The 16,442-nt window shown below is 36.7% G+C and carries 6 protein-coding genes; all 6 read left to right on the top strand.

What is annotated here, in order from left to right; all coding sequences use genetic code 11:
* Positions 1-85: 85 nt before the first annotated feature.
* Positions 86-721, top strand: a complete 636-nt coding sequence (locus B2Z27_RS17565) for a flavin reductase family protein (RefSeq protein WP_286814661.1) — start codon at positions 86-88, stop codon at positions 719-721.
* Positions 721-858 carry a DUF2256 domain-containing protein gene (locus tag B2Z27_RS17560; RefSeq protein WP_286814660.1) on the top strand — a complete coding sequence of 46 codons (138 nt, stop codon included), beginning with the start codon at positions 721-723 and terminating at the stop codon, positions 856-858. The genes B2Z27_RS17565 and B2Z27_RS17560 overlap by 1 nt, the downstream gene beginning before the upstream one ends.
* A 3-nt stretch (positions 859-861) precedes the next feature.
* Entirely contained in the window at positions 862-2,157 is a 1,296-nt protein-coding gene (locus B2Z27_RS17555) for a DASH family cryptochrome (RefSeq protein ID WP_286814659.1), read from the top strand.
* A gap of 18 nt (positions 2,158-2,175) precedes the next feature.
* Entirely contained in the window at positions 2,176-3,708 is a 1,533-nt protein-coding gene (locus B2Z27_RS17550; protein WP_286814658.1) for a cryptochrome/photolyase family protein, read from the top strand.
* 726 nt (positions 3,709-4,434) lie between these two features.
* Positions 4,435-4,716, top strand: a complete 282-nt coding sequence (locus tag B2Z27_RS17545) for a hypothetical protein (protein ID WP_286814656.1) — start codon at positions 4,435-4,437, stop codon at positions 4,714-4,716.
* The coding region (locus tag B2Z27_RS17540) for a Calx-beta domain-containing protein (RefSeq protein WP_286814655.1) at positions 4,716-16,442 on the top strand (11,727 nt) is incomplete at its 3' end. The genes B2Z27_RS17545 and B2Z27_RS17540, both read left to right, overlap by 1 nt.

Below are 16,442 nucleotides of genomic sequence, written 5' to 3'. Positions count from 1 at the left end.
GCAACAAACTGAACAAATCATTTATCTGATAAGGTTATTTTTTGTTTAATTTTTTAATATTTTTGTTAAACAAAATAAATTTATCTTGAAACATTTTACCTCAAACGATATTCATGAAATGCCCAGTAGATATAGGGCACATTTGATCAATAGTTGTACCGGTTATAAATCTGCCAATCTTTTAGGGACAAAATCAGTATCGGGTATTAGTAATTTAGCCATTTTCAACTCGGTGGTGCATATTGGCAGTTCTCCGCCAATGCTAGGTTTCATTTTACGTCCGTTAACAGTTGCAAGAGATACTTATAAAAACTTTAAAGAGACTGGCTTTTTTACTGTAAACCAAGTAAACAATGAAATAATTGAAGGCGCTCACCAAACCGCAGCAAGCTACAAAGAGCATATTTCAGAATTTTCAAAAACAAATTTAACCGAAAGTTACCTAGACCAATTTCACGCTCCCTATGTAGATGAAAGTGCTATAAAACTGGGGTGTAGTTATGTTAATGAATATAGAATAGAAGAAAATGGCTGTGTGATGATCATAGGTGCCATTGAACATATTTATTTGCCTAATGAAATTTTACATGAAGATGGCTGGTTACAATTAGACAAACATAACGCTGTAGTGACTAATGGTTTAAATGCATATGCGCTACCTAAACTTTTAACTAGGTTTTCTTATGCCGAACCGGACAAGCCTTTACAAAAATTACTGTAATGGCACATAAAAGAATACGGCTGCCTTCTAAAATATGTATTACCTGTAAGAAGCCATTTTCATGGCGTAAAAAATGGAAAAGAGATTGGGACCATGTAAAATACTGTAGTAAAAAGTGTAAACTACTTAAACAATAGAATATGAATAATTTAATCTGGTTTAGAAATGACCTAAGAATAGGTGATAATTCCTCCTTGAACGATGCCGTGAAGGGACAGAAAGTTATTGCCTTCTATTGTTTTGAAACTATTTTTTTTGATTATGATAATTACGGATTTAAACGAACGGGCAAGTACCGGACCAAGTTCTTACTTGAAACCATAACCCAATTAAAAGCAGCGCTCGAAAAACTTAACATTGCCCTTTTCATTTATGTGGGCCAATCTAAAGATTTCTTGCCTAAATTAATTGAACAACATAATATCGATACCATATTTCTTCAAAAAGAATGGACAAGAGATGAGCAGCTTGTACTTGAAAATGTGAAGAATAAAATATCGCCTTCTATTCAATTCAAAGAAGTGTACGACCAATTTTTATTTCATCCAGATGATATTCCCTATACAAGTTTCAAATCAATACCAGACATATTCACCAACTTCAGAAAAGATTGCGAAATCCATTGCAAGGTAAGAGCTCCTCAAATGCCTATTAAGGCAATGTCTAAGAATAATTTGGTCTGCACTAAAACAGAAATACCTACTTTAAATCAATTGGGTTTTAATGACTTCACCCAACACACGCATACGGCCTTCCCATTTCAAGGTGGTGAACATGAAGCACAAAAACGCATCGAACAATATTTTTGGGATTCTCAAAAGCTAACTGTCTATAAAAAAACCAGAAACGGATTAATTGGTGAAAATTATAGTTCAAAACTCTCTGCCTGGTTAGCTAATGGTAGTATATCCCCCAGAACCATCTACTGGGAAGTTAGAAAATTTGAAAAAGAAATTGTAAAGAACCAAAGTACCTACTGGTTAATCTTTGAACTTATTTGGCGAGATTATTTTAAGTATATCTCCTTAAAACATGGTGATAAAATCTTTGGACTAACAGGTATACTTCAAAAGCCTTACGAATGGAAAAGAACATCAGTAGCACTAGAAAAATGGATAAATGGTACTACCAAAGAACCTTTTATTAATGCAAATATGAAAGAATTATTGGCAACCGGATGGATGAGCAATAGAGGTAGACAAAATGTAGCCAGTTTTTGGTCTAAGGAATTGGAGCAAGACTGGCGAATTGGCGCCGCATATTTTGAGCGTATGCTCATAGATTACGATGTGCATAGTAACTATGGAAATTGGATGTACAATAGCGGCGTTGGTAATGACCCCAGAGATAGAAAGTTCAATAGTAAAAGTCAGGCTGATCGCTATGATAGTGCCGGTAGTTACCAACGTTTGTGGCTGCAAGAAACATTGTTTTAAAAATTAAAATTAGACGAAATGAAAACTGTACGGTTAATTCTTGGTGACCAGTTAAACCAAAATCACTCTTGGTTCAATGAAGTAAATGATAATGTCATATATCTTATGGCAGAAATGCGCCAAGAGACCGACTATGTTAAACATCACATACAAAAGGTAATAGCGTTTTTTTTAGCTATGCGAAATTTCAAAGAGGAACTGAGCGCTAAAGGTCATCAATTTATATATTTCTCACTTACTGATGCAAATAATCCTCAACAACTAGAGGAAATTATCACTAAAACCATCAAAGAATCAAACGCCAAAAAATTTGAATATCAGTTACCTGATGAGTACAGACTTGATGAACAATTAAATAATATATGTAAATCATTATCTATAGCTACCTCTTACGCCGATACCGAACATTTTTATACGACACGATTTGAATTAAGGGATTTCTTCAAAGGAAAAAAACAAATGATCATGGAAAGCTTTTATCGTATGATGCGCAAAAAGCACGATATCCTAATAAATAACGATCAACCTGAAGGTGGAAAATGGAATTATGATCAAAGCAACAGAAATAAATGGAAAGGTCAACCAAGTATTCCCCATGAGAAAGTTTTTAAAAGGAACGTTGAAGAAATTATAGAAGAGCTTTCCAAAGCTAAGGTTAAGACCTTTGGTAATGTTGACCCCACGGCATTTACGTGGTCAGTAACCAAAGTAGATGCCCTAAGTACCTTGACTTATTTCTGTGACCAGCTCTTACCACATTTTGGTGATTACCAAGATGCCATGCATGAAGACCAAAAGTTTTTATTTCATTCTAGATTGTCATTTGCAATGAACAGCAAAATACTTTCGCCTAAAGAGGTAATTACCCGGGTCAAAGCTCATTATCATAAAAATAAGGACGTAATTCATATTTCTCAAGTTGAAGGTTTTGTTCGCCAAATTTTAGGGTGGCGAGAATATATGAGAGGTATTTATTGGAAAGAAATGCCACGATATAAGGGCTTAAATGTGCTAGAAAATAAAAACAAACTACCCCATTTCTTTTGGACAGGTAAAACGAACATGAACTGTTTAAAACATGCCATTGGTCAAAGTTTAGACCACTCATATGCCCACCACATACAACGTTTAATGATTATTGGAAACTTTGCACTACTTACGCAAATAGATCCAGACGAGGTAGACCAATGGTATTTAGGTGTTTATATAGATGCCATAGAATGGGTTGAAATTACAAATACCAGAGGAATGAGCCAATTTGCAGATGGTGGTATAGTAGCAACTAAACCGTACGTTAGCAGTGCCAATTATATTAATAAAATGAGTAATTATTGCTCAAAATGCTCTTATAACCACACAAAAAAATTAGGAGACAAAGCCTGCCCATTTAACTCGCTGTACTGGAATTTTTTAGCAGATAAGAAAGCGCATTTTAAAAACAACCAACGTATGAAAATGATGCTGTCACTTTTAGATAAAATGGACGGTAGTATTTTAGCTGACATACAATTAAAAGCAAATGATTTAATGAAAAATTTAGACGCACTTTAATAATTAGATAATATGAATTCAACCTTATTATCTAAGCCAAATTATATTTTTGTTGTGTAGTTAAATTTAACTTTCCGCGAGAGCGCCTATATAAATAAAAACACCTTTTTAACATTTTTGAAAAGGTGTTTTTGCATTTAAGAAGTTTTTTGAAAATCTTCCTAAATCACCAAAATTACCCATCTAAATTCTTGCCCTACTTTAACTCCAATCGGTTGAACCCATTGATTTCATCGACCAAATGCACAATCACATAATCATAAAATCTTTAACAACAATTTTAACACTCTACAACAATTTCAAATCGTAATTCAAGTCAATTCTTACATAAAACACAACGATGATTATTAAATAAAATTCAATCTAAAATACTAATTATCAAACAACTACAAATTCAAATAGAAAATTTGCAATTTATATTTTTAAAAAAAATAAGAAAAGGACTACATATTATTTACCACAAAATCACCTTGCTTCACAACAACAATTAAATATCCCAAAACTACCACCGTTAATTTGTCAATGTAGGTTCGTCGACGAATAACATCGGGTAAACTATAAAATTGAGTTATTAGACGGGTAGGTCCTAATTTTGTAACAGAATTAGATCCCAAATCTGTTCTAATAAAAAAACTTAACCTTCTATTTAGCAATTGATTGCGATTCTTCGTAATCTATTTTGATGTTGGTTAAGTAAACTATAAAGAATTAAACTTAACCATTAATATGAAGTCTATTTACACTTCTAACATCATCTCCCCCAAATGCTGTTTTGAAAAAACTGTATTTCCAATATATGGAATACAACATCTCTTTACATCTTTTTCAAGGGTCAACAATCTGTCCAATACAAAGGCAGATAGTGATGCTGTTTATAAGGTAAACAATAATTCTTTTCTAGCGATGGATATCCCGTTGACCAACGGCAGCTCCAACACTCAAAATACGGCTAAAAATTTTTACGTGTTCAAGCACGGTATTCTTCTAACAAATAATAAAAATTTATAATGGAAAGATCAACTTTCATAAAACCGACATTTTTTTTATTTGTCATGTGGTTCTTTATAGGATCAATAGATGGCTTGGCACAAACTTTTTCGGTTTCAGACGCAAGTGCAAATGAGGGGTCTAACATGACCTTTACGGTTACTTCCAGTAGCTTTATAATAGGTAACCGAACATTTGATATTACATATGGTGACGTAGCAGATACTGCACTACCTTTAGATTATTCCGGTCCAAATTCAGTAACCCTAGGTTTTTTTGGTACCACCTCAACTTTTACCGTTGCCGCTTTAAACGATGATTGGGTAGAAACAACCCAACAAGAATTTACACTTACGCTAAGTGATCCCTCTGGCTCATATTCTTTTTCCGATGATACGGGTACCGGTACAATAATAGACACTGATGTTGCTTATATAACTGGTGGAAACTATGACATCACGGAAGGCGGAGAAATACAGTATGTTCTTCGATTATCAAATGGCACTAATACCAGCGGTCAACAATACGTAGGTATTGAAGATGCTTATACAGTTGATTTTTCTGTTGAGGCTAATCCAAGTTCAACGAGTCTTGCCAGTGATGGTAGTGATTTCAACGCATTTACCACTACGGCTACTTTTCCTGCAGGTTCTATTTCAGGTTCTGAAATAATTATACCCATACCAACCATAGACAACGCTATAGTAGAACCTTCTGAAGAGTTCAACGGTGTAAAATCTAGAAATGCAGCGGAGACTACCAAATATGGCTCTAGTCCTTCAAGGGTTAGCATAAATACAGAACGCTCTGCACTTCGCATTCATGATAATGATACCGCTACCATAAATTTAAGTAATACTACAGAATTAGAATCTGTCGGTAATGCCAGAATTAGTTTTACATTAAATGGCGAAGTTCAAGATAATTTCAGAATTGACTATGCTACATCAGATAATACGGCAACACAACCTTCTGATTATGATGAAACTATCGGCTTTCTTAATTTTAATGGGTCTAATAATCAAAGTTTTAATAGAAATTTTAAAATTAACGATGATACCGTAATTGAATCCACAGAATATTTCACGGTAATACCTTCTTATTCCCCGGATGCCAACACCATGACCAACTATGTTCCCCAAAACATAGTTTTTGTAACCGGTGAAGGTGAAATTACAATTACAGATGATGACTTGGATACTGATTTTGATGGCGTAAATGACTTAGTGGATGAAGATGATGATAATGACGGTATTACGGATATTAACGAAGGTAACGGTGATGCCGATGGCGACTCCATTATTGACAGCTTAGATAATGATTCTGACAATGACGGTTGCCCCGATGCTGTAGAGGCTGGACATACAGATCCTGACGGCGATGGTTATTTAGGTAACGGTCCTCTAACCGTAAGCAACGGTACAGTAGACCCTTCTACAGGGCGTGTTTTAGCACAAGGTGGCTATACAGGTACGGATAGTAAGGTTACCACAGCGTTCCAAACCGTTAGTATAACATTACAGCCAAACGATAGAGTTGCCAACCTTGGCGACACTATTACCTATACAACAGGTGTTAACGGAACCGGACTTACCTATCAATGGGAAGTTAGTACGGACAATGGTACCACTTGGAACCCTATTTCGGATAGCGGTATTTATTCAGGTTCCACGACTACCACATTGACCTTGACAAATATCACAAGCTCTGAAAGTGGAAATCAATATAGATTTAGCGCGTATGATAGTGAAAATCTATGTACTCCTTATACCTACTCTAATGCCGCAGACCTTTTTATAAGACCTGTTGTTACCATTGCAGACGCGAGTGTTGCAGAAGGTAATGATCTGGATTTCTCCGTTAGCTTATCTCATGCGGTAAATGAAGTAGTGACGTTTGACCTTACGTATACAGATATTACTACAATAGCATCGGACTATACTGCCCTGTCAGGTTTTTCAGTACCTAGTAATACATTGAATACAAATATCCTTATTCCGGCCATAGATGATAATATCATTGAAAGTGATGAAACTTTTACCTTGGGCATGACCAATGGCTCAACCAATGTAGGCGATATTACCGATACTGCGTTGGGAACCATTACTAATATAAATGCCCCTGCTGCGGGTGAAGGTGTTTCCATAGCTGATTTTTCCGTTGATGAAAATGTGGGTACCGTTAATTTTATATTGATCTACACCGGACCTACAGTACAAGATTCCTTTACCGTAGACTATGCCATTACAGATATTAGTACAACTCATGGCTCAGATTATAATGTAAACCTTACTGGTCAGGTTACTTTTCCTGCCGGTACTTCTGATGGTAACACCCAATCACTTTTAGTAGCAATTACAGATGATACCGTAATTGAAGGTGATGAAAGTCTTAGTATTCAAATATCAAATATCTCAAACAGTCTTTTGAATATTATCAAGGCAGATGCTACAGGTACAATCATAGATAATGATACTACCCCAACGACAGGACTATCTATTGCAGACGTAGATTTCAACGAGGCAACTGCATCGGCAAACTTTGTAGTTACCTATAATGGTGGTAACGTTAAAACTGGCTTTACGGCAGATTATACTATTACCAATGGATCTGCAATAGAAGGAGATGACTATACCGCTACATTAACAGGTCAGGTTTCTTTTCCAAACAACACTACGGACGGTGCAACTCAACTTGTAAATGTTACCATAATTAATGACCTCATCATTGAAGGTGACGAGAATTTAAATATTGAACTATCAAATCTTTCTACCAATCTTATCAACCTAGTGGACCCAAATGCGATCGGTACCATTATAGATAATGATTCTAAAACACCTACCACAGGTTTAACGGTTGCTGACATCAATGTTGATGAGGATGATGGCACTGCTAATTTTGTGGTTACTTATAATGGTAGTGAACTGCAAAATTCTTTTACTGTAGATTACGCTATAACGGATGGTTCAGCTATAGCTGGTACAGATTTTAGTGGAAACCCTACATTAACAGGTCAATTGACATTCCCGGCAGGGACCAATGATGGTGACTCACAAAATGTGAGTATCAACATTAATGACGATACCATCATTGAATCTGATGAAACCATCAATTTTCAATTAACGAATTTATCTACTAGCCTTATTAATTTAGTAGATGCAAATGCTATTGGTACTATTACCGATAATGATTTAAAAACGGCAACCACAGGTTTAAGTGCATCTGACTTTTCGGTTAACGAATCCGCAGGAAGTACTAACTTCATCATCACTTATAACGGAAATACCGTACAAGATTCCTTTACCGTAGAATACAATATTACGGACGGTACTGCTTCAGACGGAAAAGACTATACCACAACACTTGCTTCAGGACAGTTAACTTTCCCAGCCGGCACATCTAATAACGATCAACAGTCAATTGAAGTTACCATACTGGAAGATGCATTCATAGAAGCTACGGAAGATTTGAACATTCAACTTTCTAATCTGTCCACTACTTTAATTAACATCGTAGATCCAACAGGTACGGGCGCTATTACCGATAACGATAACACCGCTACTAAAGGAATTGATTTTCAGAATTTAACGGTTACCGTTACAGAAGGTGATACTGGTGATAATGTAAATGCCACATTCGTCGTTGAATTCATTGGTGATGTGGACACTGGCGAAACTATTGAAGTAGATTATTTTGTAACTAACGGTAGTGCGGCAAATGCCACAGATTTTACTCCTCACGCTACCATACAAACCTTAACATTTACCAGTACAACAAAAACACAAAATATAGTTGTGCCCATAATTAGCGATGACACCATTGAGAACGAAGAGGATTTCTTTGTTGATCTTGTTGCCATACGTTCAAATGTTGGTATCAACTTATTAAACAACCAAGCTAGAGGAATTATACTTGATGACGACGGAGGTTCTGTTGCTGTAGCTGGTTTTAGTATCGTTGAACAGACCAACGGTATCAATTTTGATGTTACGTATACCGGAGACAGATTAAACGGTGGGTTTACCCTGGCATATTCTATTACCGATATTAGCACAACTTCTGGTGTTGACTATACTTTAACCACAGATCCACAAACAACTGGAACCTTAACTTTTACCGGTGTAAATAACGAAGTACGTTCAGTTCAAATCAATGTTGTTGGTGATGATTTCATTGAAAACAATGAAGATTTGAGAATTACGATTTCTAATCCATCTTCATCTAAAATCAGTATATCCAATGCGGATGCAATTGGTACGATAACCAATGATGATACGGGTACAGTGGCTGCTACAGGTTTTTCTGTAGACGAATTCAATGTAACCGCCAATTTTGAAGTTACGTATACCGGAAAACCAATAAATGGAGGTTTTACAGCATCCTATGAAATTACGGACAATACCACCACATATGGTAGTGACTATACCGCTTCGGCAACAGGTACCCTTAACTTTACCGGTACTTCAGATGAAGTACTACAAGTTCCTGTGGATATTATCCAAGATGCTATAATTGAAGGTGATGAGACCTTGAGATTGACAATAACCTCAATTTCCCCAAATTTAATTACAGCTTCTAACCCTACAGCTATTGGTACTATTAGGGATATTAATCATTTACCAAGTGCAGTAGATGATTCTTTTGTTGTATTCCAAAACCAAGCTTCCGCAAATATTACGGTGCTAGATAATGATGATTATGGGTTTGACGGACCTGCAGCCGTAAACCCTCTACAAGTGGTAAACAACCCTATTAATGGTACGGTAACGCTTAGGGACAATGGTACACCTGGTGACGCTACAGATGATTATTTTGAATACCAACCTAGTCCATCTTTTAACGGAAACGATTCTTTTAGATATAAAATAGTAGATTCTAACGGATCTGAAGATGAAGCTGTTGTTAACATATTTGTAAACGACACCAACCTTAAAAAAGATTTTGAAATTCGCTATTCCGGAAGTATCAACGGAGACTTTACCATGATCGCAAACAATGTACTTTCAAGAAATGCAACAGGAAATTACAATGGAGAAGATGGTAACCATGATTTCAACAACAACGTTTTTGTAGATATAGACTCAGACCCAACAACGTTCAACTCTACCAATGCGAACTTAGCAAACCCAGAGCCTTCTTTGAGCTGTTTAAATATTAAAAAGGCTTATCTATATTGGGCTGCAGCAGATAAAGAATACGATGGTACTACTGGTGGTGGTGCTACAGAACCTTCTTGGAATTACAACCAGGTTAAATTAATGCTACCAGGCCAATCTTCATATACAACGGTTTCTGCAGATGAGGTAATTTATAGAGGTCGTGATAATCATTTTCAAAACGACCCATATGTATGTATAAAGGATATTACCGATGACATCAATGCTCTTTCTACCCCTTTTGGAACCTATCAAGTAGGAAACGTAAAGGCTACTGAAATGGATTTACGTTCTCACGGTATTGCAAATGTGACCGGAACCTCTGGTGGATGGCAAATTGTATTCGTTTATGAAAACGTATCATTAGACCCTAAAAACATTACCCTTTATGATGGTTATGTACACACCTTTGCATCTAATGGTGCGGGTGAAACAGAATTTAACTTTAGCGGCTTTGAAACCATACCTAACGGTAATATCAATGCCAATGTAATGTTAGGTGCGTTAGAAGGTGACCGTGATCTTTCAGGTGACCAATTATTAATATTTGATACTTCTAATAACTGGTCAAAATTATCGACTACGTTAAGAGATGAAGACAACTTCTTTAACAGTCGTATTACCATTGACGGTCTGAATTACGAGGACAGAAATGCTGCTAGTACAAATACCTTAGGTTTTGATGCTACCGTATTTCCTTTAGACAATACGGCCAATAGATATATTGATAACGATCAAACCTTTGCCCGATTTAAAATTACTACAGATCAAGAGTCTTACGGTCTATATTTAATGGGATTAAGTGTAGATGTTTACAAACCAAGTCTAGGGGCCTTAAGTTTAAATACAAAAACCAGTGGTCCTTTTAATGCTGGTGATGTTGTACCATTAACTTTAAACGTTGCCAATGTTGGCAATGACGATATTCAAGATCTTGTTATTACCACGGTTCTTCCTGTTGAAGCAGATTTCTCCGGGGTAGGAACTTTACCTCCAGGAATTACCCATTCTTATGACCCGTCTACTAAAACATTGACCTTTACGGCTCAAAATGGCACTACCAATATGGGTGATAATTATGATATTGATTTCGATATTGAAATTATAGAAGCATGTTACTTTTTGGAAACTGCCTGTGTTGCTAGTTTTGAATTACAGGCAACGGCTACATATAGTGGAGTTATTAGTGGTGACCCTATTACCACTAACAGTTCATCTTCAACAAATTCTTGTGGTATAGGTACACATACCCCTACAATCATAGATGTACAACAACCCCCACAGGTAAATTGGTCAACGGCTCCTAATGCATTGGACAGAACTATTGCCTGTGATAATATTGCAGCACTTAACAATGCTAATTCTTTGGTACCTGCAACGGCTTCTTGTGATTTTACTTTGAATAAAACAGCAGGTAGTTTTGTACAATCTGGAGCTTGCCCTACTGAAGGTACGTATACTAATACATGGACATTTACAGATGCTTGTGGTCGAGTAAGTGATACTTTTACCCAGGTTATCACTATTGAAGATAATGAGGCGCCTACATTTAATGAAACTTTACCACAAGATTCTTATGCCGCTCATGACAATATACCTACGGCACCGATACTTTCTGCCAATGACAATTGTGACTCTAACTCTACAGTGACATTCAACGAAACTTATGACGGTGACAATACAAGTACGTCTTACACTATTATTAGAACCTGGACCACCAATGATTGTGCGGGTAATTCAACAAGCCATACACAGTATATATATGTTAGTGAAAATGGAAACCCAATTGGGTTGAGCATTAATGATGTTGTTATAAATGAAGATGCAGGTACCGCTGTTCTTGAAATTACACATACCGGTTCTGTATCTGGCGGATTCACGGTAACCTATACCACCGCAGATGATACCGCGGTTGAATCTGGTGATTATGTATCAGCATCCAATACCATTTCATTTAATGGCACCAACAACGAAATTAAACAGGTAACCATTACCGTTAATGATGATACTATTATTGAAACTACCGAGCAGTTCTTAGTGCAACTTACCAATGGAACCAATACCCCAACCATAAATGATGGTGAAGGTACTATTCAAATTACCGATAATGACAATATTCCTGGTAGCACCGGTATTTCTTTCGCCAATAACAATGTAATCGTCACCGAAGGCACTAACACTTTTGCGAGATTCACAGCTACTTTTACAGGTAGTATTACTCCTGGAGAAACAGTTACCGTTGATTATGCAACAGGTAACGATACTGCTATTGAACCAGGTGATTATACGTCTTCTACGGGTACAATTTCATTCAACAGTACTACAAATTCAGTTAATATAGACGTACCGATCATAGACGATAGCATTATTGAACCGTCGGAAGATTTCACTATAACATTATCCAATATTCAATCTAATATTAATGTTGGGTTCTTAGATCAACAGCCAACTAATTCTGCTATTGGTACCATTAACGACAACGATAATATACCGGGCACTACGGGTATTTCCTTTGAAAATGACAATATTACCGTAGATGAAGCTGCAGGTACTGCCACCATTAATGTTCTATTAACAGGTAATGTTCAAGGAGGATTTACCTTAGACTTTACAACCAATGATAATACGGCCACCCAACCTGGTGATTATATTACTAACTCGGGGCAATTGACCTTTACCGGTACAGATGGTGAAACCCAGTCCATAACCGTTACCATTAATGATGACTCGCTTATAGAGGTAACTGAAAGTTTATTTATAGACCTTTCAAACCTTTCAACTTCATTAATTGCAATAAATGACAACCAGGGAGTTATCAATATTACCGATAATGATGGTGGCGCCGGTACAGGTATTTCATTCCAAAATGATGATATCACTGTTAATGAAGCTGATGGTACAGCTACAATAAATGTACTGTTAACAGGTAATGTTCAAGGCGGTTTTACTATAGATTATACTACTAATGATGACTCTGCCTTTCAACCAGGGGATTATACTACAAGTTCAGGTCAATTGACCTTTGCCGGTACTAACGGTGAACTACAACCAATTACAGTTGCTATTATTGACGACAATATTATTGAGACTACAGAAAGATTGTTTGTAGACTTATCTAACTTATCTACAACCTTAATTGCCATTAATGACAGTCAAGGGAATATAAATATTACCGATAATGACAACATACCTGGAACTACCGGTATTTCATTTGAAAATGACGATATTACCGTAGATGAAGATGCTGGTACAGCCACTATAAACGTTCTATTGACAGGTAATGTTCAAGGCGGCTTTACGGTAGACTATACCACCAACAATGATTCTGCCATTGAACCTGGTGATTATACCTCAACTTCTGGTCAATTAACTTTTACCGGCACCAACGGAGAAATTCACCCTGTAACGGTCAACATCATAGATGACAACATCATTGAAGCTACTGAAAGACTGTTCGTAGACCTATCTAACCTATCTACAACCTTAATTGCTATCAATGACAACCAGGGGAATATCAATATTACCGATAATGACAACATTCCTGGAACCACGGGTATCTCTTTTCAAAATGATGATATTACCGTAGATGAAGCTGTTGGTACGGTTACCGTAAATGTACTCTTAACCGGTAACGTACAAGGTGGTTTTACATTGGATTATACCACCAGTGACGACTCTGCTGTTCAACCAGATGATTATACTACAAGTTCAGGTCAATTGACCTTTCTAGGTACTGACGGTGAGCTACAGCCAATTACCGTTACAATTATTGATGATAGTGCCATTGAGACGTTAGAAAGATTATTTGTTAACCTATCTAACCTATCTACTAATTTGATTGCCATCAATGACAATCAAGCAAACATTAATATTACCGACAACGATAATATACCGGGTACTACGGGTATCGCATTTGAAAATGATGATATTACCGTTGATGAAGCCGCAGGTACGGCAACTATAAATGTGCAATTAACAGGTAATGTTCCTGGCGGATTTACGGTAGATTATACAACCAACAACGATACGGCTATACAACCAGGAGATTATACTCCTATAAGCGGTCAATTGACTTTCACCGGTACAGATGGAGAAATTCAGCCAGTTACGGTGACCATAATCGATGACAATATCATAGAGGCTACCGAGAGACTATTTGTTGACCTTTCAAATTTATCGACATCCCTTATTGTTATTAATGACAATCAAGGTAACATCAATATCACGGATAATGATAATATACCGGGAACTACGGGTATCTCTTTCCAAAATGACGATATCACAGTTGATGAAGCTGCCGGCACTGCAACGATCAATGTATTGCTTACTGGTAATGTTCAAGGTGGTTTCACCCTAGATTATACTACGAACAATGATTCTGCAGTACAACCAGGTGACTATACTACCAATGCAGGACAATTAACTTTTGTAGGTACAGATGGTGAATTCCATCCTCTAACGGTAAGCATTATAGATGATAACATCATTGAAGCTACGGAAAGGTTATTTGTAGATCTGTCAAACTTATCTACCACATTGATTGCAATCAATGACAATCAAGGTAATATTAACATTACAGATAATGACCATGTGCCCGGCACCGGAATCTCATTTGAAAATGATAATATTATAGTTGATGAAGCTGCTGGCACCGCAACTATAAATGTATTGTTAACAGGTAATGTTCAAGGCGGATTTACGGTAGATTATACCACTAATGACGATACCTCGGAAGCTCCTGGTGATTACACCTCAACTGCCGGTCAATTAACGTTTGTTGGTACAGATGGCGAAACACAGTCAATTACCGTAAGTATCATAGATGATAATTTAATTGAAGCAACTGAAAGATTGTTGGTTGACCTTTCTAATCTATCTACGACACTTATTACTATCAATGACAATCAAGGAAATATCAGTATTACAGACAATGATAATATACCTGGCACCACTGGTATCGATTTTGAAAACGACAATATTACCGTAGACGAAGCTGCTGGTACCGCAACGATCAATGTTCAATTGACAGGAAATGTACCTGGCGGATTTACTATTGACTATGCCACTGCCGATGGTTCCGCAATTGAACCTGGTGATTATACTAGTAATTCCGGTCAACTTACTTTCGTTGGTACAGATGGCGAATTACAACCTATAACGGTTACTATTATTGATGATAATTTCATTGAAGCTACTGAAACGTTATTAGTCAATTTGTCTAACCTTTCTACTACGTTGATCGGTATAAACGACAATCAAGGTAATATCAATATCACAGATAATGACAATATACCTGGCGTTACAGGTATCTCATTTGAAAATGATGACATTACGGTAGATGAAGCTGCAGGTACTGCTACGATCAATGTATTATTGACGGGTAATGTACAAGGCGGATTTACTTTAGACTATACTACCAACAATGATTCAGCGGTTGAACCTGGAGATTATACTGCTATTGCCGGTCAGTTGACCTTTGCCGGTACAGATGGAGAAACACAGCCAATTACCGTAAGTATCATTGATGATAATTTAATTGAAGCAACTGAAAGATTGTTTATTGACTTGTCTAACCTTTCTACTACACTAATTGCTATAAATGATCACCAAGGTAATATCAATATCACCGATAACGATAATATACCAGGTGTTACAGGTATCTCATTTGAGAATGACAATATTACGGTTGATGAAGCTGCAGGTACTGCAACGATCAATGTTTTATTGACAGGTAACGTTCAAGACGGATTTACTTTAGATTACACAACTAATAATGATTCAGCAGTTGAACCTGGAGATTATACCGCCAATGCTGGTCAGTTGACTTTTACCGGTACAGATGGTGAAGTTCACCCTATAACCGTAAGTATTATTGACGACACGCTAATTGAATTTACTGAAAGTTTATTTGTCGACCTTTCTGATCTATCGACTACTTTGATCGCTATTAATGATAATCAAGGTACTATCAATATCACTGATAACGATGCCGATCCTTCTTTATACGGAGTACAATTTGATGTTACTTCAATTGATGTAAACGAAGGCGCCGGTACCGTATCTCTTGACGTTGTATTAAATGCCGATGTTCAAGACGAATTCACGGTTGAGTATTATACCGTTGATGGGACTACCATAGAAGGTAGCGATTATACAGGTGTTCCTCAAGATACCCAGACATTGACATTTGGTGGAACAAATTCAAATACTCAGACTATTGTTATTCCTATTATAGATGATACCTTAATCGAGTTTACGGAGAACTTCCAGGTAATCCTTGAAGATATTTCTTCGCCTATCGTAGGTATTCTTGCCAATGATACGGCTACGGTAAACATTATTGATAACGATGCCGATCCTTCCTTATATGGAGTACAATTCGATATCACTTCTATTGACGTGAACGAGGATGCAGGTACCGTATCTCTTGATGTCATACTAAATGCAGATGTTCAAGACGAGTTCACGGTAGAGTATTATACCGTTGATGGGACTACCATAGAAGGTAGCGATTATACAAGTGTTCCTCAAGATACCCAGACCTTGACATTTGGTGGAACAAATTCAAATACTCAGACTATTGTAATTCCT

The organism is Maribacter sp. UBA3344 (assembly GCF_002362375.1).
GTDB classification, from domain to species: Bacteria; Bacteroidota; Bacteroidia; order Flavobacteriales; family Flavobacteriaceae; genus Maribacter; species Maribacter dokdonensis.
Note: the sequence above shows the minus strand (reverse complement) of the source record. Positions and strands in the feature narration are given on the sequence as shown.

Coding starts and splice junctions, on each gene's coding strand:
- B2Z27_RS17550 (WP_286814658.1), top strand. CDS start 2,176: ATGAAAACTGTACGGTTAATTCTTGGTGACCAGTTAAACCAAAATCAC.
- B2Z27_RS17560 (WP_286814660.1), top strand. CDS start 721: ATGGCACATAAAAGAATACGGCTGCCTTCTAAAATATGTATTACCTGT.
- B2Z27_RS17555 (WP_286814659.1), top strand. CDS start 862: ATGAATAATTTAATCTGGTTTAGAAATGACCTAAGAATAGGTGATAAT.
- B2Z27_RS17545 (WP_286814656.1), top strand. CDS start 4,435: ATGAAGTCTATTTACACTTCTAACATCATCTCCCCCAAATGCTGTTTT.